Source organism: Priestia sp. JNUCC 25 (genome assembly GCF_053667915.1).
Map to the genome: position 1 here is coordinate 1 of NZ_JBSJYE010000006.1, position 20545 is coordinate 20545.

At 33.5% G+C, this 20545-nt stretch carries 23 protein-coding genes and 1 pseudogene; 12 read left to right on the forward strand and 12 right to left on the reverse strand.

The window, feature by feature from the left end:
* A complete protein-coding gene (locus JNUCC25_RS27895; protein WP_454223503.1) occupies positions 1-1569 on the forward strand; it encodes a 2-isopropylmalate synthase in 1569 nt (522 codons plus the stop codon).
* Between the two features lie 174 nt (positions 1570-1743).
* On the opposite strand, the gene JNUCC25_RS27900 is transcribed toward JNUCC25_RS27895, so the two are convergent.
* Complete coding sequence (locus JNUCC25_RS27900) at positions 1744-2664, reverse strand: DMT family transporter (RefSeq protein ID WP_454223504.1); 921 nt, start codon at positions 2662-2664, stop codon at positions 1744-1746.
* Positions 2665-2784: 120 nt separating this feature from the next.
* On the opposite strand from JNUCC25_RS27900, the gene JNUCC25_RS27905 reads away from it, so the two are divergent.
* On the forward strand, positions 2785-4125 hold the full coding sequence (locus JNUCC25_RS27905; protein WP_454223505.1) for an aminotransferase-like domain-containing protein: 1341 nt from the start codon (positions 2785-2787) through the stop codon (positions 4123-4125).
* A gap of 418 nt (positions 4126-4543) precedes the next feature.
* On the opposite strand, the gene JNUCC25_RS27910 is transcribed toward JNUCC25_RS27905, so the two are convergent.
* Positions 4544-5392 carry a class I SAM-dependent methyltransferase gene (locus JNUCC25_RS27910; RefSeq protein ID WP_339998594.1) on the reverse strand — a complete coding sequence of 283 codons (849 nt, stop codon included), beginning with the start codon at positions 5390-5392 and terminating at the stop codon, positions 4544-4546.
* A 498-nt stretch (positions 5393-5890) separates the two neighbouring features.
* On the opposite strand from JNUCC25_RS27910, the gene JNUCC25_RS27915 reads away from it, so the two are divergent.
* The 8 genes from JNUCC25_RS27915 (at position 5891) to JNUCC25_RS27950 (ending at position 10605) form a co-directional block, all read left to right on the forward strand.
* Positions 5891-6415: a hypothetical protein gene (locus JNUCC25_RS27915; RefSeq protein WP_454223506.1), complete on the forward strand. Its 525-nt coding sequence runs from the start codon at positions 5891-5893 to the stop codon at positions 6413-6415.
* 86 nt (positions 6416-6501) lie between these two features.
* Positions 6502-7038, forward strand: coding sequence for a hypothetical protein (locus tag JNUCC25_RS27920; RefSeq protein ID WP_454223507.1), 537 nt, complete (start codon positions 6502-6504; stop codon positions 7036-7038).
* 37 nt (positions 7039-7075) lie between these two features.
* A complete protein-coding gene (locus JNUCC25_RS27925; protein WP_454223508.1) occupies positions 7076-7402 on the forward strand; it encodes a DUF6678 family protein in 327 nt (108 codons plus the stop codon).
* A 192-nt stretch (positions 7403-7594) separates the two neighbouring features.
* Complete coding sequence (gene csaA / locus JNUCC25_RS27930; RefSeq protein WP_420743511.1) at positions 7595-7924, forward strand: chaperone CsaA; 330 nt, start codon at positions 7595-7597, stop codon at positions 7922-7924.
* A 298-nt stretch (positions 7925-8222) separates the two neighbouring features.
* Positions 8223-9101, forward strand: coding sequence for a DMT family transporter (locus JNUCC25_RS27935; protein WP_454223509.1), 879 nt, complete (start codon positions 8223-8225; stop codon positions 9099-9101).
* Positions 9102-9543: 442 nt separating this feature from the next.
* Entirely contained in the window at positions 9544-9897 is a 354-nt protein-coding gene (locus JNUCC25_RS27940) for a CPCC family cysteine-rich protein (RefSeq protein WP_454223510.1), read from the forward strand.
* A 132-nt stretch (positions 9898-10029) separates the two neighbouring features.
* Positions 10030-10284 (forward strand): hypothetical protein, encoded by a 255-nt coding sequence (locus tag JNUCC25_RS27945; protein WP_454223511.1) that lies wholly within the window; start codon positions 10030-10032, stop codon positions 10282-10284.
* A 126-nt stretch (positions 10285-10410) separates the two neighbouring features.
* On the forward strand, positions 10411-10605 hold the full coding sequence (locus tag JNUCC25_RS27950) for a PAAR domain-containing protein (RefSeq protein ID WP_416045835.1): 195 nt from the start codon (positions 10411-10413) through the stop codon (positions 10603-10605).
* A 467-nt stretch (positions 10606-11072) separates the two neighbouring features.
* On the opposite strand, the gene aroQ is transcribed toward JNUCC25_RS27950, so the two are convergent.
* The 8 genes and pseudogenes from aroQ to JNUCC25_RS27990 all read right to left on the reverse strand — a co-directional run bounded on the left by aroQ (position 11073) and on the right by JNUCC25_RS27990 (position 18230).
* Complete coding sequence (gene aroQ / locus JNUCC25_RS27955; RefSeq protein WP_454223512.1) at positions 11073-11546, reverse strand: type II 3-dehydroquinate dehydratase; 474 nt, start codon at positions 11544-11546, stop codon at positions 11073-11075.
* 29 nt (positions 11547-11575) lie between these two features.
* Positions 11576-11968: a VOC family protein gene (locus tag JNUCC25_RS27960; RefSeq protein WP_454223513.1), complete on the reverse strand. Its 393-nt coding sequence runs from the start codon at positions 11966-11968 to the stop codon at positions 11576-11578.
* Positions 11969-11987: 19 nt separating this feature from the next.
* Positions 11988-12926, reverse strand: coding sequence for a ketopantoate reductase family protein (locus JNUCC25_RS27965; protein ID WP_416045832.1), 939 nt, complete (start codon positions 12924-12926; stop codon positions 11988-11990).
* A gap of 22 nt (positions 12927-12948) precedes the next feature.
* The gene (locus JNUCC25_RS27970) at positions 12949-13377 is read right to left on the reverse strand and encodes a MaoC family dehydratase (protein WP_454223514.1); all 429 of its coding nucleotides are present in this window, start codon (positions 13375-13377) and stop codon (positions 12949-12951) included.
* Between the two features lie 44 nt (positions 13378-13421).
* On the reverse strand, positions 13422-15014 hold the full coding sequence (locus tag JNUCC25_RS27975; protein ID WP_454223515.1) for an acyl CoA:acetate/3-ketoacid CoA transferase: 1593 nt from the start codon (positions 15012-15014) through the stop codon (positions 13422-13424).
* Positions 15015-15037: 23 nt separating this feature from the next.
* Positions 15038-15696 (reverse strand): annotated as a pseudogene (locus JNUCC25_RS27980) (quinate/shikimate dehydrogenase).
* Between the two features lie 311 nt (positions 15697-16007).
* The gene (locus JNUCC25_RS27985; protein ID WP_454223516.1) at positions 16008-16898 is read right to left on the reverse strand and encodes a LysR family transcriptional regulator; all 891 of its coding nucleotides are present in this window, start codon (positions 16896-16898) and stop codon (positions 16008-16010) included.
* 588 nt (positions 16899-17486) lie between these two features.
* Positions 17487-18230, reverse strand: coding sequence for a polysaccharide deacetylase family protein (locus JNUCC25_RS27990; protein WP_454223517.1), 744 nt, complete (start codon positions 18228-18230; stop codon positions 17487-17489).
* 387 nt (positions 18231-18617) lie between these two features.
* Here JNUCC25_RS27990 and JNUCC25_RS27995 point away from each other — a divergent pair, with 387 nt between their 5' ends.
* Together JNUCC25_RS27995 and JNUCC25_RS28000 are read left to right on the forward strand one after the other, a co-directional pair.
* Entirely contained in the window at positions 18618-19196 is a 579-nt protein-coding gene (locus tag JNUCC25_RS27995; RefSeq protein ID WP_454223518.1) for a hypothetical protein, read from the forward strand.
* Positions 19148-19510 (forward strand): hypothetical protein, encoded by a 363-nt coding sequence (locus tag JNUCC25_RS28000; RefSeq protein WP_454223519.1) that lies wholly within the window; start codon positions 19148-19150, stop codon positions 19508-19510. Before JNUCC25_RS27995 ends, JNUCC25_RS28000 begins: the two co-directional genes overlap by 49 nt.
* Positions 19511-19688: 178 nt before the next feature.
* On the opposite strand, the gene JNUCC25_RS28005 is transcribed toward JNUCC25_RS28000, so the two are convergent.
* Positions 19689-19844, reverse strand: a complete 156-nt coding sequence (locus JNUCC25_RS28005; protein WP_168797088.1) for a hypothetical protein — start codon at positions 19842-19844, stop codon at positions 19689-19691.
* Between the two features lie 204 nt (positions 19845-20048).
* A complete protein-coding gene (locus JNUCC25_RS28010; RefSeq protein WP_416045825.1) occupies positions 20049-20429 on the reverse strand; it encodes a winged helix-turn-helix transcriptional regulator in 381 nt (126 codons plus the stop codon).
* Positions 20430-20545: the final 116 nt, after the last annotated feature.

Sequence of the window (20545 nt, forward strand, 5' to 3'; positions counted from 1 at the left end):
ATGACGAGAAAAATTTGGATGTTTGATACGACTTTAAGAGATGGCGAGCAAGTTCCGGGGGCTAAGCTAAATCTGTATGAAAAACTAGAAGTAGCACAGCAACTAAAGAAACTGAAAGTCGATATTATCGAAGCTGGTTTTCCTTCGTCTTCAGCTGGTGATTTTAATGCTGTGAAAGAAATTGCTATGAAAATAGGAAATACAGATGACACAATCATCACAGCGTTAGCAAGAGCAGTAAAGGCTGATATTGATGCTGTTTATAATAGTGTGAAATATGCTAGAAGACCGTTAATCCATATAGTTTTAGGCGCTTCAGACATTCACGTGGAGAAGAAGTTTGGAAAATCGAAAAGTCAAATTTTAGATCTTGGTGTTGATGCAGTAAAATATGCAAAAACACTTCTACCAGAAGTACAATATTCAACGGAGGATGCGTCTCGCTCCGATTTTGAATATTTATGGGCAACGATTGAAGCTGTTGTAAAGGCAGGAGCTACCATTATTAATGTGCCCGATACAGTTGGCTATGCCGAGCCAGAAGAGTTTGGTGAACTAATCTTTAAAATAAATAATCGCTTAAAAAATTTGAATGATAAAGTGCTTTTAAGTGTCCATTGTCATAATGATCTTGGTATGGCAACTGCAAATACGTTAGCTGCAATTAAAAATGGGGCAAACAAAGTTGAGTGTACGATAAATGGCATTGGTGAACGTGCAGGCAATGCTGCACTAGAAGAGGTCGTGATGGCAATTAATACGCGCTCATCAGTTTATAATGCGTACACAAATATTAATACAAAAGAAATCATGAATACATCTAGATTGGTAAGTAGTTTAATGGGACTTGATGTACAAGTAAATAAAGCCATTACAGGTGATAATGCTTTTGCTCATTCTTCAGGTATACACCAAGACGGCTTATTAAAAGCAAGAGATGCTTACGAAATCATTAGCCCAATTGAAGTTGGTTTAGACGATATGGAACTTGTTCTAACTGCCCGTTCTGGACGTCATGCGGTGAAAAATGCCCTTGAATCATTAGGCTTTAATGAGATGACTAACATACAATTTGAAGGGATATTTGAAGCTTTCCTTGCATTGGCAGATGCGAAAAAAGAAGTATATAATCATGACTTATATGTCATCGTTGAGAATTATTATGCGAAAAATGATATTCACAATCAGGATATAATGCACTATAGTAATCATTTTTATGAACTAATCGACTTGCAAGTGATTAGTAATACAAATTTCCCGTCTGCAAGTGTGAAGATTAAAAAGGGTGATCGAATATTGAAAAGCAGTGCCGTCGGTTCTGGCCCAATTGATGCTTTGTATTCTGCTATTACAGAAATTAGTGATTTAGATATTAGATTGATTGAATATAATATCAGCAGTGTATCAAGAGGTAAGGAAGCATTAGGAAAAGTAAAGATTCAAGTGGAATACAAAGGCGAAAAGTATATTGCCAAGGCAACAGATACGGATGTTATGAAAGCAAGTGCATTTGCGTATATCAATGCTGTAAACAGTATCGTGGTTGATACTTTACTTCCGATTGAATAAATAAAAGGTAATATTTAATGGAATGTACTTAGTTTGTTAAAGTATGGACTTGGCAATATTTAATGGATATTAAGTTAGGCTACTATGACGAATGAAAAGAAACATGAATACAAAAACCTTAGAAATCTATGGATTTCTAAGGTTTTTGTATCCTGGGAATATGGATTATGGAAACTAGGCTTTTTTACTGTGTTTACCTTTTGTACCAAAGCAATTTGTTCCTATAACTCCTGCAATAATGATAATGGCCCCGACTAGATGGTAAAGGTGAAATTGTTCTTTTAAAAAAATTACTCCTGCCAAGATTGTAATGAGTGTAGCAAAATTACTGAAGACACTCATTTTAGATGCTTCTATTTTTGATAAAGCGTAATTAGAAAGATAGGAAGTAACTAAAGATGATAATAAACCTAGATAGACAATTGCAATCACAAAATCCAGATGAACAAAAGGCTTCATAAATTGATGGATAGTGTTATTCATTAGATGATTTGTCAGTGCTAAACCATTAAATGTAATAAAACCAAATAAAGTCATTATATATGTGATAGTGAATAAGGAATATCGTTGGGTTAAATTTCTAGCACATACATTGTATAGGGACGATACAAGTGCAGAAATTAAAATCAAACCACTTCCTAGTAGACTAGTATTTTTATTTTCTATATCGTTCATATACATAATATATATCACACCTACCACCGAGAAAAAAATAGCTATCTTTTGACCAGATGTAGATGTTTCTTTTAAAAATATGCTCGCAAAAATTAAGGTGAAAATTGGGATTGTTGCTTGAATAATTCCGGCTTCAGATGATGATACATTTACTAGTCCAAATACCTGAAAAGCAAAAAAGAGAGTGGGGTATAAAATAGCTAACGAAGCAATAATCACTATATCCTTTTTAGTTACTTTTAATGCTTTTCTCGTTAGTACTTTTAAGATTGTAACCCCTACAAAAGCAATAGTAAATCGATGCGCTAAGGCATCAAAAGGTGTAGCAATAGTTAATGCAACTTTGACAAACATAAATGACAATCCGATAATGATGGCATAAGTAAGTGCAGCTATATATGCTTTTTTCTTTTCAATCATGTGAATGACCTCCTTTAGATTTATCCGGCTGGTTATCACTATAGTAAGAGAAACTAACAATATCTACGATATGAAAAATACACATCTGTATCGGTACAGATGTGTATTTGGAGGAATACTATGCTTAAATATGAAACAATTTATCATTCTCTACTTCAAAAGATACAGTCTGGTGACTTTCCAGCAGGGGCAAAATTACCATCAATTAGAGGCTTATCGCTCGAATATATTTGTAGTAAAAGCACCATAATATCTGCCTTAAAACGTTTGGAAGAGCAACATATTATTTATTCGATTCCAAAGAGTGGTTATTATGTTGTAGAACATCAGGTTTTCGAAGAACCTAGATTTACTAAAGGCGTTGATTTTGCAACATCATCTCCAGCATGGCATGCATTTCCCTATAAGGACTTTCAACAGTGTATAAATAAAGCGATTGATACATATCAAGAAGAATTGTTTCGTTATGGAACACCAAAAGGTTTCTCTTTATTAATTGCAGAAGCTAAGAGGCTCTTAGAATCTTATCAAGTATTTACGAAATCTGAACAGATCTTCATCACTTCGGGGGTTCAACAGGCACTCGCTTTACTAAGTATGATGCCTTTTCCAAATAACGGATCTACTATTTTAGTTGAACAACCTAGTTACCATTTGTATATGGATATGCTGAAAACATATGGAATTCGCGCAATAGGTATTCAACGTACAGCGCAAGGTATTGATCTAGAGCAATTAGAAAAAGTATTCAATGAAGAAGAGATTAAATTTTTTTATACAATGCCACGCTTCCATAATCCTTTAGGAACGTCATATAGCAAAAAAGACAAAGCAGCTATTTTACAGTTAGCTTATAAATACAATGTGTATATCATAGAAGATGACTATTTAGCAGATTTTGAATATAACACAAAGAATGATCCTCTTTTTGCAGAGGATATAAAGGAACAGGTTATCTACTTAAAGAGCTTTTCAAAAATCATGTTTCCAGGTTTAAGAATTGGTTTAGCCGTGCTTCCTCCTCCAATTCTTAGTAGCTTTCAAAAATTTAGAATGACCTTAGATATAGATAGCTCTATGATTTCACAAGCTGCCCTATATCTTTACATAAAAAGTGGTATGTTTGAACATAATAAATCAAAAGTAAGTAGTATTTACCATAAACGTGCACAAATTCTTCATCAATCTCTGCAAAAGCATCTGGCTAATTACGAATCATCGTCAGAAATAGTTATGCATGGTCATATTTTGTTACCTAGACAAGTAAATATGAAGTTATTTATTCGTTATTTATACGAACAGGGTGTATATCTGGATTCAGTTGAAAGTAATTATTTAGCCAACTTTCACAAAGAACGGGTTTTAAAGTTAAATGTATCAAATATTGAAAATCACCGAGTTGAAGAAGGAGTCATAAAAATTGCATATGCTTTAAAAAAAAGAGATAACTATTTTTCTTAATTACCTAATGCAATTAAGGTCTTTAACACTGTTTAAGACAAAGAGACTTAAGAGTATTATTCTTGTAATGATATATATTTTTCTCCCGTGTCTTCTATAATTTCTTCCTACTGGTAATAGGTTTTATGGTAACTAAGGTTTTATATCATATATAGTCGGAAAATAGAAAAACCTACTGCTCCTGTACAGTAGGTTTCCCATGTTTAGAATAGGAAATTTGGTGTGATGCCTTACGGCTTCTTGGGTAGTTTGCTCAAGGCATTCTATAATTATCAAAAAAAGAAACAAACTAACAAAAATGTTTCTTGAAACTCCAATCCATCTTATTACTATGTCCACAACAATTTAAATTTCCCCACTATCGGCGAAAACAAGTTTCCCATTGATCTTCAACGATCGGACCCTTTCGGAATAGAGCCTATTCAACTACAGCTAGTGCAAAGTACACGTTTTTATGCGCCTTTAAGTTCACATTTAATCCTGTCATATATCGTTTCTCAATATCCGTCGGGCTTAAATTCTCAAGCAAATTCAATCCGAGTTCTGCCATTTCTTGCTTCATAACAGCTGGATCAAAACCTGTTTTCATTGGCTCTCCTATCTTATTCATCATTTTTTCTTTCTTTTTCAAATCAGTGGAAGTAGTTTCCTCATTAAATTCATCTACACTGAAGTAATCAAATACAATCATGCTCCCAGAGGGAGTCACTTTAGGTATATTAGCCAGTGTTTTATATACTTCTTTTTTGGATAAGTACATTGTAACTCCTTGCCAGCTGAAAAAACTTTTGGATAGGGCAGAGTAGTTTAGTGATGAATTGAGTTTATTTACTATATCCTCTAGAGTGAAGTCAATAGAAATGTAATGTAGGTTTTCTGGATGATCCCAATCCACCTTATCGACACATTGACGTTTAAAACTTTGCGTCGCAGGATGATCTAGTTCAAATACATTAAGACTCTTTAACAAATCAGGATATCTAAATGCAAAAGTATCTAAGCCAGCACCTAAGATTACATACTGTTCTACACCAGTTTCAATCGCCTTCATTAAACAATCTTCTGTGTATCGAGAACGAGTGATAGAGGCTGTAGAATTCATTAAAGCTTCTTTTGGCATAATCTCCTCTATTAATTTTTTTTGCTCTTCAGGAATTAGGTCATATGCCAAAAAGTCATTGAAAATTTTGGGGTTTGCATATTTTGAGTGAATACCTCGAATATAAGCTGTCATCATCGCGGTAAAACTGATTTGATTTTCTTTCATTTATGAATCTCCTTTTGCAATTACATTTGATTTTAACATTCAAATACTGTTTTACCTTTAAAGGGTTATTCCAGAAAATGGACCGTTTTTGGCATAACCTTATATTACTTTTACTATAGGAAACCCCTTCAGATGTAGGATTTAATACAATCTGGTCACCAAGTGCTTCAATTTTTAATTCTATAACTTCTACTTCGCTAGCTACCTTTAAATTCTTCCCCAATTTCTTTTATATGAATACCAATCCTAATCTGTATTTTATTGAAAAAAGATTTAAATACTAGACTGAAAAAAAGTACAAAAATATGGTATTATAGAGGTAGGAAATGAATTATTTTTAATAAAAATAATAAGTTTTAAATAGATATTTTGAAGAGAAATATGAAAAAACCTGTATTTTAAAATACAGGTTTTTTTACTTCTTATAATACCTGTTATGTAAACTGAAAATGAATATAATAGACAAAGGGTAGTTTGTTTAAAACTAAGGAGATCAGTATGAAAAAAAGAATTAAATCTCAATTAGAAATATTAGTAGGGTCTAAGTTAAGCAATATTGGAGGAGCATCTAATCTGTTTTGGCTTGAATTTGGAGAAGCATTATCTGTAACTAGAAGAGGAAGAACTCAAGAATTAGCTGAATATGCTTTAAATATTCAATGTTCATGGCGTATTACCAAAGGCAATAAAATTTTAGTAGCCTCGCGGGATTTCTATTCTCCAAGAACAGGATTAGATGATGGAAACGAGAGATTCGAATGGGATGTGCAAGGAAATAATCGATTTGATGAAAGAATTGAATACTTTATAAAAAGTTTAAAAGAACCATTTACTGTAGAAAGTGTTGATTCAGATGAAATTGGAGGACTAAAAGTTATTTTGTCTAATGGCTTTACATTAGACGTGTTTCCAGATATTTCAGAGGATGATGAATACAGTGAGTTTTGGAGATTCTTTTCTCGTGGTAAGGGTAGTTTCCATTTTGTCGTTGCAGGTGATGGTATTGAGAAGGATTTTAACTAGGAAATACATAAAACAAAAACGGTACATTTACTAAGTGCCGTTTTTGTTTTACTACCTATATAGCACATTATGGTAACTAGATTTGTATGGATAAGATTATAATTGATTTTAAACAAAAATCTTATATAGAGTTGATGAGAATGAATAAGGAAACACGTAAACAAAGAATAGAGGAACTTAAAAGAAAGAATCTAAAAAAACAATTGGAAGAAAAATTCAAATGCCTTTGTGCTCCTATAACTGATTTTGAATTCCTTACATCTAAGGAAATTGAATTGAGGTTTCAAAATGTTTTTTCTAATGATCAAGATCCCCAGATTCGATTCAGACATAATCTAAATAGAATTATGGAGGAAATGTCCTTTTTACAAGAAGAATTCGGCGCATATAGAAATGAATATATATTGCTAGATCAGAAGGAAATACTTCCTTCTTACCGATTGAAATTAAGATTTAGAGATTTTTGGAATAACCTGAATCTAATAGCTGATTTTTTAAACCTTGAAGATGAGTCTTCACTTTTTCTCTTTACCTTACTAGGACATAAAAAGAATTTTGGAATCTTTATTTATGAAGATGAGTATGGACTAGATCATATTCTATTTTGGAAGGAAAACTTTTGATTTCGCTAATTATTGTAAATAAGGGAGTCTTTTTTTCATGAGGTATTATGAATATCAATCAGTAATGAATAACACTAAATGGGCAGAAATTAGAAATGCAATGAACGATTGTTCTATAAATACAATTTGGAGAACAAAGGATGTCAAAACTAAGTATATAAGTGATTGGGATGGAGACTGGTTTTATCATTTCAAAGGTAATTACAAAAATATTCAATGGTTAGAAATAAAGGTAGAAAATTTGGAAGAGAAAAATCAAGTAATAAATACACTTAGAACAATTAACGTACCAGGAGAAACAAAAGGTGATGTTATAAAAGTTTATGGTTACGTTCAAAACAGCAATTCTGTAGACTATTTATAAATAGCTAATGGTTCTTATAATCCGTTTTATGTTAAGTAAGTACAAATCCCCTATATCTTATAATTGGACAATATCTTCTTAACACAGGACAAAATTGTAACTTTTGCTTATGTTACAATCATTAAAGTCCAAAGGGATAAACTGAGATTTTATTAGATGTATCTCGAAATAATAAAAGTATAGGTGATAATAATGGCAACAATTGAGGATTTTTTAAAATTAGATATTCGTGTCGGTACCGTAGTAAAAGCCGAACCATTTCTAGAAGCGAGGAAGCCAGCAATAAAATTAGAAATAGACTTTGGTGAGCTTGGAGTAAAATGTTCTTCAGCTCAGATTACACGACGTTATAAGCCAGAACAATTGATTGGATCTCAAGTAGTTGCTGTGGTGAATCTTCCTCCTATGCGTATTGCTGGCTTTAAATCTGAGGTGCTAGTCATGGGTGGAATTCCAGAAGAAGGAGATGTAATACTATTAAAGCCTAGTGAGTTTGTTAAAAATGGTACACCCATCTCTTAATCATGTTATTATGTTTAGACCTTTCAAAGAAACAGTGCGATATACGTGCAGGAATACATTCGTTTGGAAAAATAATACTGTTGAGAACCCTGTCTTTTATTTTAAAAAGGTTTAAGCTAAAATCAAATAATATATGTTCATGACACTAGATTAAATTTGAGGTGAAATAAATGTTTTTAGCTCCATTATTTGAAAATGATGTACCAGTAGCACTTCTCCGTCCTTAATGGAGTAAAGTGACTACTTCTCTCCGTTAGGGCATACATTGACCTACTTTTTAAATACGGAGGGTACAAAAATGAAAAACACCTTATTAGGTTCTATATATTTAGCTTTAGCTTCCAGCATTTGGGGCGGCATGTATGTTGTCGTTAAAGTTGTTGTAGCGATCATCCCACCATTAGAATTGGTTTGGATACGATATGTAATAGCTATTCTTGCACTTGTCATCATTGGCTTAATAAAAAGACAATCTTGGAGAATTAGTAAACGTCATATTCATTTGATTGTCGCTATTGGTGTAATTGGTAATGCCATTTCAATTGTCACCCAAGAATACGGCACAATGCTATCTTCAGCACAAATGGGAGCCATTATTACATCATCCACACCAGCTTTTATGGTGATTTTTGCTCGGTTAATCCTTAAAGAGAAACTGAATATAAAAAAAGGGATATCTGTTTGTTTGGCTACAATAGGAGTATTACTTATTGTCGGAAATGGACATATAAATATGTCTAGCCAGCTTGGTGGTATTTCACTACTCATGGCGGCTTTAACATGGGCTTTAATGTCTATTCTTATAAAGCGTGTGCCAAGCAATTATTCTCCAGTTGCCGTTACAACTTATTCAATTTTAGTTGCTATTTTGGTATTAACTCCTTTTGTGTATAAAGGGTTAGCTGAAATTCATATTTCCAAGTTGACTGATCCGACTATTGGTGGAGGGCTATTGTATTTAGGTATCATTTCAACAGCTTTAGCATTTATACTTTGGAATCGTGGATTACAGTTATTGAATGCTTCAAGTGGAGGTTTATTTTTCTTTTTTCAACCTCTAGTAGGAACGTTACTTGGCTGGCTTCTCCTAGGTGAAAGTATCGGTGGAACGTTTTGGATAGGTTCATTCTTAATTCTTAGTGGGGTTTTATTAGTTATCAAAGAAAAAACGAACTAATTTATAATTAAAATAAATATAAAAGAGCACTAGTCTTGGGCTAGTGCTTCTTTATTTATGCCGATAATTTTGATTATGTTAATTAAGTTTTTATATCTTAACCACTAACAAAAAGAACCTACTGCTTTAATGTAGTAGGTCTTTTTTGTTAGTTACTTATTTTTTAATTTTTTAACAAGTTTAAAACCTAGGAATCTTATTAAGCCGATAATTATTAAGAATAATAGCAACCCTGTCGGACTAAATGTACCCATAATACCATCCTTAAAATTTCTATAAATTACAATGTTAACATATTTAGATGTTTTGCACATTTCTTCGATAAGGTTTTGGTTACTGGAAAGCACATTATGGTAACTACGTGTGTATAGAGTATACAGAGTTAATATTAATCTATTATTATTACCATAAGTATGTATTTTAAAAGGGAGAGATAAGTTTAATGCACCGTGTTCCATGTCCATGTTGTGGATATTTGACTTTAGAGAATGCCGATGATTACGAAATCTGTATCTTATGTAATTGGGAAGATGATGGACAAGATGACCCTCATGCTGATGAAATTTGGGGAGGCCCCAATGGAGAGTATTCTTTAACCCAAGCAAGAATAAACTTTAAAAAGCATAATTCTATGTATGACATCTCAGAATATAAAATCTCAGTAGAAAAAGAAAATATAAAAATGAAATTAATAAATGCATTTGAAAAATTAAACTTTAATTCATTAACCAATAAGGAAGAAGTGTGGAAAGAGATACATCACTATGAGAATGCCCTACTAAATGAAAAAATATAGCAAAAAATCTAACGCTTTGTATTTACTTCTACCGGTAATGTGTCTTATGTTAATTAGGGTCATATATCATATAAAGTATAAAATTTAATAATAATTTTTCCTATTTTTCATGCAGCATGATAGGGGGGGGAAATGGAAGATAAAAAAAAGCAATATTTATTAAATGAAATTTCTCGTTTGAAGGAAGAGTTAGAAGAAGCAGATAAAACGAATGACATACTTCAACTTGAAAATGATGATTTAAGAACAGAAGTTATGAAAGCTGACCAACGTACTTTTTTAGTAATTGAGGAAATAGGAGAGAAAATTAATCAAGTATTAGAAATAGGTTCAAAGGTTGATAGGCTTTTAGAAATTTTAGACAAGGAGGGGCGAAATGAAGATTAACTCTAATAAGTTAGTCTTTTTTGAGCTACCTAGAACTTCCATTATGGTAACTAGATTTCTATATTATAGACGAGGGGAATTTATAAAATAGATGGCTTATGTATTTTCAGAATGGGAGGACATTATATGCCAATGTTGTCTGCAGTTTGTGATAACTGTAAAAGCTCTTTTCCTTCAGGAATATCTATAGAGGGCTCAAAAATAACTCTTTTGGGAAATACTGCTGGACCATGCCCTAAATGTGGTAGTATAGGCCGTATAATTGATGGTACATTCAATTTTATAGATAACAGTATTGCTAAAAGAGTAAAAAAAGAATAGTTCAGATACTGAAGAATGTAATGTGTTCCTGAAATACGTTTTATGTTAACTAAAGACACATTGCTTAAACAGTAGAAAACTACATAAAAGCCTTTATCATTTTATTGATACGTTTTTTTTGAGGATTTTTCTTTTTATGATTTCACTAATCAATATAATAATTATGGATAGTATAGATCCTATAAGAATAGCAAAATTGATTAATCCGATTCCAAAACCAGTTAATTCTCCATATTTGCCCATGAAAAAAGTAAAGGTTTAACCTTTACTTTTAACAAGATACTTTATCATTCACTTGTAATAGATGATATAGCAGTATGGATTTGGAAAGCATAAAAGTAAATATGGTTCTGGTGTAAAAAAACCGAAGTGCTTGAAAGTAAATTGAAGTTTTTACACCAGAACCAGATAGATGATTAACTTCTTCATACTATTTAAGGTTAGACTTCCCCATTTTTTGTTTGCTTCTAAATAGAAGTACTAAGTTCTCCTTTTTTATTTTTTTCATCCATTAAGCTTTTTGCAGCTCTTAACGCTAAAAGATAGCTGTCAAAGCCAAAACCGCAAATTTGTCCCTGGGCAATTTCCGCAAATACAGAATGATGTCTAAATTCATCTCGGGCATGAATATTAGACATATGAATCTCAATAAACGGGACTTCAAGAATGTCCAAAGCGTCTCTTAATCCATAACTATAGTGGGTCCATGCACCAGCATTAATGATCACTGCATCCACTTTATCAAAATACCCTTGATGAATTCGATCAATCATTTCACCTTCTAAATTTGTTTGAAAAACCTCTAATTCAAGTCTCAGCTCTTTAGCTAGTTGAAACATACTCTCATTAATTTCATCAAGAGTAATAGTTCCATAGATTTTAGGGTTTCTTTTTCCAAACATATTATGGTTTACCCCATGTAACATCAGTACTTTCCCCATCATAATCACTCCAATACTATTCAAAATAGTTAGTCTTCCATCCATGGATATACAGTTAATGCTTCTTCAACGGAACCTTCTTTTGCCTGAATTAGTTCCAGACTTAAACCATCCGGAAGCACCACCCAATTATGTCCTTTAGGTAATTCGGTAACATTCCATTTGTAAACTTCTTCCATAGTAGCCTCTAAATCTTCTACCATGATTCCCAAATGCGCCAGTCTTCCTTCGATACCTGAGAAGTTAGGGTCTGCGATCAGTTGAATTCCACCAATAGTCCATATTTGTCTAGGGTTATCTTTTGCCCCATCTATTTTACGAATCGGCATATTTAATGCCTCTTTAAAAAAACGAATGTACCAATCAATATCCTTTACACGAATAGCTGAATGTTCAAGATATGCTTTTTTCTGATAGGCCAAATTTAGTCATCCTTCCTTATCAAGAATTTATGTATTTTTCCATCCAAGTCTCAATCCCTTTCACGTTCGCAACCAACGCTTTATTAACTGGTGTTGCGACATTACTTTTCTCTCCCCATCGGACAATTGCTCCATTGATATAATCGATTTCTGTTTTTTGGCCTTTTTCCAGACTTTGCAGCATGGATGTTTTAAATTCATATGGTAATCCTGCTGCTGCTTTCAACCAAATATCTTCGGGATCCTCTGTTGATAAAATAACGCCGTTTGCTTTAGCAACATTTATACCCTCTAAAATGGCTTCAAAAGCACAATCTCTAATTTCAGGAAGTTGGTATAAATCTCCATATGGTAATTTCGTAATACCACATAAAGCCCCCGTTGCCACATTAATTAAAAGTTTGTCCCAAATCATTCCTGTGATATTACCACTAACCTCTGTTAATAACCCGCATTTTGTCAATATATCTGCGACTCTCTGAATCCTTTTTGTTTTTTCGCCATTCATCTCACCAATAAAAGTAATCTTTCCCTTTGTTCCGGCAATCACATGTCCTGGTCCAAGTAATACGCCGCCAGCATAAGTTTTTCCACCGATAACACGCTCGTTGCCAATAACCTCGGCAATGGTTTCCTCATTTCCAAGACCATTTTGCAATGACATGACCAATGTATCTTCCCCAATAATGGATAAAGCATTTTCAATCGCACTTCTTGTATGAAAAGACTTCACCAATACTAATACAAGATCTGCTGCTTCAATTCCCTCACAGTTTGTTTGAGCATTTACCCTAACAGCCCTATCATTCGTCCCATCCCTAAGAATCAGCCCCTTTGTATTGATTGCATTCACATGATCGGCCCGTTTATTTATTAAATAAACATCTTGTCCTGCCTCCGCCAGAGTGCCGCCAATGGAACTTCCTAAAGCACCTGCGCCAAGTACACAGATTTTCATTTATCTCACTCCTTTGTATTGCTTAATTTTCAAAAAACTTTAATATATGCTGTGCCACCACGCACAATTCTTTATTTTGATTGTAAATTTCAACCTTGGCACATGACTTTAATGATTCTTGATCAACTTCAGTAATCGTATAAACAGCTGTAACTGTATCGCCAAAATATACTGGTCTTGTAAAACGTAAACGATCGTAGCCATAGGACACACTTGGCATTTCTGCTCTCGCCTGGGTTTGAATTAATGTTGATGCCGTACTTCCGAGTGCAAAAGTTAATACCCCATGTACAATCCGCGTTTTATATGGCGTTGTTTTCATAAATTCTTCATTCATATGCATTTGACTAAAATCGCCGGTAATCCCAGCAAACAAATAAACATCTGATTCACTAATTGTTTTGGTATAAGAAACCGTATCTCCTACTTCAAAAGGGACTTTCTTACTCATAATCTTCCTCCTAGCGATCTTTTAATATTGTATGAACAAATCTCTTATACTTCCATTTTATCCCAATCATTTTTGATTCCCATATCATCTGCAAAAAATAATCTGCTATGCATTTCTTTTAAATCAGCAGAAATTTGAGGTCTAAATGACATTTTCTCAATGATTTGAGTTTCTATATCAATTCCAGGTGCTACTTCACATAATTCCAGTCCGTCTGTTGTTAAGCGGAAAACGGCTCTTTCCGTGATATAGAGAACTTCCTGCCCTCTTTTTAATGCATCCCTTCCATTAAAAGTAAGTTCTTCAAGTTGAGGAAGGAGTTTCTTAAATCGGCCTTCTTGTTCAATTTGTAGCTTACCTTTTTCAATCTTCGTTTTAAGGCCGCCGGCTGTCAGTGTTCCACAAAATACAATCTTTTTTGTATTTTGACAAATATCTATAAACCCTCCTGTGCCCATGATTTTCCCATTAAATTTATGCACATTGACATTTCCTGCTTGGTCCAGTTCTGCAAAGCTTAAGAAGCAGACGTCAAGACCACCGCCATCATAAAAGTCAAACTGTGAAGGCATGTCTAACAATGCATGGGTATTGATACTTGCTCCAAAGAAAATGCCTTGTGCAGTGACACCGCCAATTGGTCCAGTCTCCACCGTTAAGGTAAATTGTTCATCAACACCTTCTTCACGAGCTACACTTCCAATTCCATCGGCAATTCCAACACCAACATTTCCCACATTTCCTGGTTTAACTTCAAACAATGCACGCCGAGCGATCATTTTTCGATGATTAAGCGGAAGCCGGGTAACTTCACTTGTTTCCGCGATATAATCTCCCGACATAAAACGATTAACTCCACCCGTGTACAGCTGTGATTGTTCTTCATCAACAACGACAATATCGACGTTGTAGCCTGGAATTTTTATCGATTTTGGATGAAGAGTATTTGATTTTACTACCCTTTTTACTTGTGCAATGACAAGCCCTCCATTGTTATGAACAGCTTGGGCCATCGCTAAAGTATCCAGATACGCAATTTCATCTTCCATACTGATATATCCTTCACGATCTGCAGTTGTTCCGCGGATAATGGCAACATCAGGTCGAATCACTGGATAGAACAGCCACTCTTCACCGTTAATTTCCATTAATTTAATAAGATCTTCTTTGGTACAATCATTTAGTTTTCCACCCTTTTGCCGTGGGTCTATAAATGAACCTAAGCCAACATGGGTTAATATTCCAGGCTGTCCAGCTGCGGCGGCTCTAAATAATTGACAAAGTACACCTTGCGGGAAATTATATGCTTCAATTTCATTATTTTCAGCCATTTCACAGAGTCTTGGGGATTGTCCCCAATGTCCTCCAACTATTTTTCGTACTAGTCCTTTTTGGGCAAGTGGTGACATTCCTCTGTCCGCCCGGTCGCCTAATCCTGTTGTATGGATAAAAGTTAAATCTTTCGGCAAATGTGTTTCTTCATATCTTTTTGACAATGCTTCTATAAGCTTAGTAGGCTCTAATAGACCCCCACCAGCTCCGCAGATAGCAACTATTGCTTCATTTGGGATATACTTTACAGCCTCTTCAGCACTAAGTACTGTCACTAAATTTCCCTTTTTCTTTGGCTTTTCCAAGATAGTCACTTCCTTTCTGTTTTTTAAAACATTTGTTCCTTTACATAATCAACGGGCATTTCTTGACATGTCCAAAGTTCGAATGCTTTAGCTCCCTGCCATAGCATCATGCCCAATCCATTGATTGCTTTACAGCCAACAGATTCAGCTATTTCAAGCAATTTCGTTTTTCGGGGATTATACTCTGTCCTTCAAGAGGATTCATCCTCCCAGTTGAAAATGTAAATTTTAGATGAACCGTCAATAGCACATTGAATCGCTACAGCGGAGCCAGCACCTCCCGCGCCTATAAGTGTCATTTTCTTTCCTTGAATGTCTACACCACTTTCCTTTAATCCACGTACATACCATCTGTGTTATAGCCAATTAATTTTCCATTTTCATTCACGACGGTGCTTACCGCACCAACAAATCTTGCATCTGGTGCTACCTTATCTAAGTAAGGTGAAATTTTCATTTTGTTAGGCATAGACACGTTAAAACCACGCATGTTTAGTGCACGCAAGCCTGCCAATACATCTTCTATTTATTGATTCGCCACTTCAAAAGCCATATAAACGTAGTTAAGACCTAGTTTACGAAATGACGTATTATGCGTCACCGGTGATAAAGAGGGTCCAATTGGGGTTGCAATTAATCCTATTAATTGCGTTCTTCCATCAATTCGTCCTTGATCTGCCATAAAAAAACTTCCTTATACTATCCATGTTTTTAATACCTAATTTAGATTAATCTAACTTCTTCATAACCAATACCTATGAAAACGATTACAATTTGATCATTTAAAAAACTTAATTAAATATGAACTTACTGCCTTTTGAAATCATTTTATTATACGTTGCAATCAATAATCCAATTGGTAATTATTATTTACTTATAGGTTTTGCCTATAATTTATCAAAACAAAGTGTATTTATTACTAATGAAACAAAGAGAGCTAATTATAACAGTTTATTTTTGTTATAATTAGCTCTCTTTTAATTACTATTTCAATCAAATTTGCTGATTATTATTTTCTATGATAAAGTCTCGAAACCGTTGAACAATTGGAGGCAAATATCTGTTTTTTCTAATTGCCATGTAAATAGACTGCTGATAAATAGGCTCTTTAGTAGGGAGGATTTTTATATCAAAATAGTTCAATGTGGAAACAAGCGGAAGAATCCCAATACCTTGATTTGCTTCGACTAAGCCTATCAATGCATTATCTTCGGCTACCTCACAAGAAATTTCAGGGACAATCCCTGCTTCTGCAAATAATTTATCTAAAATCGGTCGCAGGCCACTGTTTTTATTAAAGCAGACAAGCTTGTAACTTGCTATATCTTTTAATTCAACAAATTCGCGTTCTGTTAGTGGATGATTCTTCTCAGTGATTAACACGATCTCTTGTTTGGCAAGCGGTAGCAATTCAATATCTGGTTCATTTTCAATGTTAGTGCAAAACGCAATATCATAATTTTCTTCCTTGAGACCTTTAATGACCATTTGTGTTGTCCCCTGATAACAGGAAAAAGCAATTTCCGCATTAGAGTTTTCATTTACAAACTGTTGAATCAATGACGGTACAAAATTGGTTCCCAGTGAATAAATAAAGGCAAGGTCGATTACACCAGAGGTTGTACTTATCAATTTTTGAAGGTTTTTCTCCCCCTTTTCAATTTCAGTTAGTCCTTTCTCAACATACGGTAAAAACGATTGTCCAAATTTGGTTAACTTTACATTACGCCCTTTTCTTTCAAAAAGCTTAACACCCAACTCTTTTTCAAGTTCTGAAATAGCTTGGCTAAGACTGGGCTGTGTAATAAATAGCTGCGAAGCTGTCCTTGTAAAATGTTCCGTTTTAGCTAATAATCGAAAATATTGTAATTGTTTAAGATTCAACGTGCCAATCCCTTTCAAAAGGATTAATCTCACAAAGGTATGTTATTAATCACTTTTTATTTTTTCCTTTCTTCTCTTTTTATTATTTTACTATGATGTTTCAAATACAATAAATTTTTACTAGATTGATCTAAAGTGGTCCTTTATTAAGTTAAAAATCAAATCTAAATATGTAATTGAGTATATTTGATTCTATCTGTAAGAACAAAAAAACGCAAACCACTATATATGGCTTGTGTTTTTTTGGCTAAGGAATAGCAATAAAAGAAGAATTGTCTAATAACATAGGAACGATTTAAAGTAAAAATTATTTTTGATTTATAATAATCTACATAGATTAAGTAAATGGTAAATTATTTTATGAACATTTTCATCTTTTTTTCACTATTAAATGATAACTTAAGTGTTAATCATGCTATAAAGCATTTTCTATAGATATTCCCCTTTTCATTTTCAAGCTTACCTAAAAAGGTGAGCTTTTTTTCTTATAACCCTCATTTTGTTTACAAATGTCTCTTTACATAATCCACAAAAGAAAGATGTTCACAATAGACTAGGCCCATAGCAAATTGAGGGGATGCATAAATATTAGTGCGTACTTTCAAACGTTTTTAATAGCTCCGAAATTGTGACACATTCATACCCTTTTTCTTTTAAGGCGGGCAAAATACGTTTGAGAGCTGAAATAGTCTGGCTTTTTCCATTCACATGGTCGTGTAAAAGAATGATGTCTCCATTTTCTATATCATTCAATACATTTTGAACAATATATTCCACCCCAGGTCGATCCCAATCACGCGTATCATGCTTTTGAGACCACAACACAACCTGCAAGTTAGAGTCTTCCACCACGTCCACGAGCTTTTGGTTGTAAAACCCTTGAACGGGTCGAAATAGTGAAGGCTGATACCCACTTATATTAGAAATAGCTTTCTGAGTTAATTCAATTTCCTTGATCAATTGTTTCTCGGAAACGTTGCGAGTCCAAATCAAATGATGAAATGTATGGTTTCCAACTTCATGACCTTCTCGTATTTCCCTTTCAACAATAGGTGCATAACGTTTTACACGAGACCCTACAACGAAGAAAGTCGCTTTTGCATCGTATTCTTTCAAAAGATCTAAGATTTGTACCGTTTCATCTGATGTTGGTCCATCATCAAATGTAAGAGCTATTTTCTTCTTTTGGATAGGAATAGAATGAATGACATGCTCTTGAGGTAGAGAGATAGAAAATAACGGACTCATCAATGAACAGGCATTAACTGTTTTTTCACTCATTACAAACAAGGTAAATAAAGATACCCCAACCAATAAAACCATCCGACTCATAAGCATCCCCTTCTTTAAAACATTATTCGTTAAGATAACCTGTTGAGTCGTTTTTATGTATAAGCCCTCCACCATGAGCTATGAAGGATTCAGCAGCAGAATACCAAATATATGAATGTGCAAGGAAACGCTATCTAAGGAATTTAACTTTGGTTTTACATATTATAAGGGAGGATAATGTGAAGAAGATAAAAGAAACAAATTTGTTAAATGATGTGGCTAAGTCTTTTGCATTAGGTTTACTGGAAAAAGACTCTTAGTTCAATTTCACAAGTATTAGTGTATAATGAGACTACCTTGTAGAAAATTCTTTTTTATCACACAGATGCTCCTGGCAGAGCGTCTTTTTTATTTATCCCAATAAAGATTGTAAAAGGAAATACATAGATGAGTGTAAATGATAAATGGTATTTAGCCAAATATGAACCCGCATCTTACGTAGGTTCATATAACTGGGACTACAAATTTGATAATAGCATTGAAGGAGCAAATTTAGTAAACAGATATCTAATTAAAGAAGATAAGCTTTTCCTATTTTTAAATAGTGAAAATTATTATCTTCATGTTGTAAAGCCTATTGAGGGACATAGTAAAATACAAAAACTGTTCTGTGAAAGAAATCTTCAAAAGAATGGATTTCAAGACCTACATTACTCTTATATAAGGGACGAAAAGAGCTATACACCTTATTATGTATCAGCAGACATTCGAACCATTAATTATTGTTATAAAAGTTTAACTAAGGATGATAATCCATTCACCTTAGATTTATTTGATGGGGATAACAACACAGTCATCTTATTTTCTAAAGAAGAGATTCGTAAAAATTTAATAGTCGATATAAGGCCATTCGTAATTTTAAAGTTGATAAAATGTCCTCTTTTAAAACATTTGCCGAGCTCTGTATTAAGAGACAGATGTTCACCCCAGTTAAAGCAGCTGCTCGTCAAAAATATGGACCTCTAAATACCTATGTTTCCCTATACAAGCCTTTATCATATCAAGAATCAGCTTATATGCTTCTAGATATGATAGCGGAAAAAAATACACCAAATCCAGAATTATTACTTATCAATCAAAAAGAATTCGAAGAAAAGAAACAAAAAATAGCCGAATTAATTAGTAAATTAGAACAAAGAGTATGGGCTTTATATATAAATGACTATTCATATATAGAAATTTTCAAAGCATTAAATATATCTGAAAAGTCTATTGATAATGCTATTCAACGAATAAAAAGAAAAGCAAGACGGTACCTGGAGGTAGAAAAAGCTATGTAATCTTTCTGCCTTAATAAAGGACTTAAATTTACACTATACAAAAAGCCCTTGATAAAAGCATATAGTTGCTGGTAAATTACATTGGGGTAACTAGTTTAATGCTGGTTACTAGAGAAAAATAATCAATAAAAACACCGTTTCAAATAAACGGTGTAATAAAAATTTGTTCTAAGTTATTTTAGCTTGGATCATTTTCGTCTAACGAGAGAGTCGTTACGTTAGTATATTCTCCTTTAGAAATTTCCTCTGGAGTTGCATCTTTTTGCAATTCATCTTCAGTATTCATTCCTTCTGCAATTGTTGGCTTATCAGTTGAATTTTTTTGTTTTTTCATTTAGTACACTCCTTTCGGGTATATTTTTCCCAATGATAAACAGCATTATGTTAACTAATTATGTATAGCGTATACAGCTTAAAAATCGAAAAAACTACTGAACAGGGATCAGTAGTTTTTTTTGTTTCATGAATGGTAATCAAGAGTTAGCTGACGTTGCAGAGCATCTTCGGTAGTTTGCTCAAAATACAAGATTTTATGTATTTAGTCATTAGAGTTAATTTGTTTTTTTAAATCAACCATTCTTTTTTGTCCCCATTCATACATCATTTCTACTATAGGTAACAATGTCATTCCTAGTTCAGTCATTGAGTATTCAACTCGAGGAGGAATTTCAGGAAAAACTTCTCTATGTATGATTCCATCTTCCATTAGTTCACGTAACTGGTTTGATAATATCTTATGAGATATTTTTGGAAAGAGCTTTTGAAGGTCACTAAATCGATGTGGGCCTTCTACTCCTAAGTGCCATAAAATCACAACTTTCCATTTTCCACTAAAGATAGATAAAGTAAGTTCTTTTTCACAATTAAAATCGCCATTTAGTATCTTTTTTCTAATTTCTTCTCGCAATGTATCTGACATCAATCTCATTCTCCTTTTATTCTTACAATAGTAACCTTTTAGTAACCTCCGCACAATAAAGTGCGTTCTTCACAGGCTACAAAGGCCAAGTTAAACTATGTTTAGGTTTTAAATAA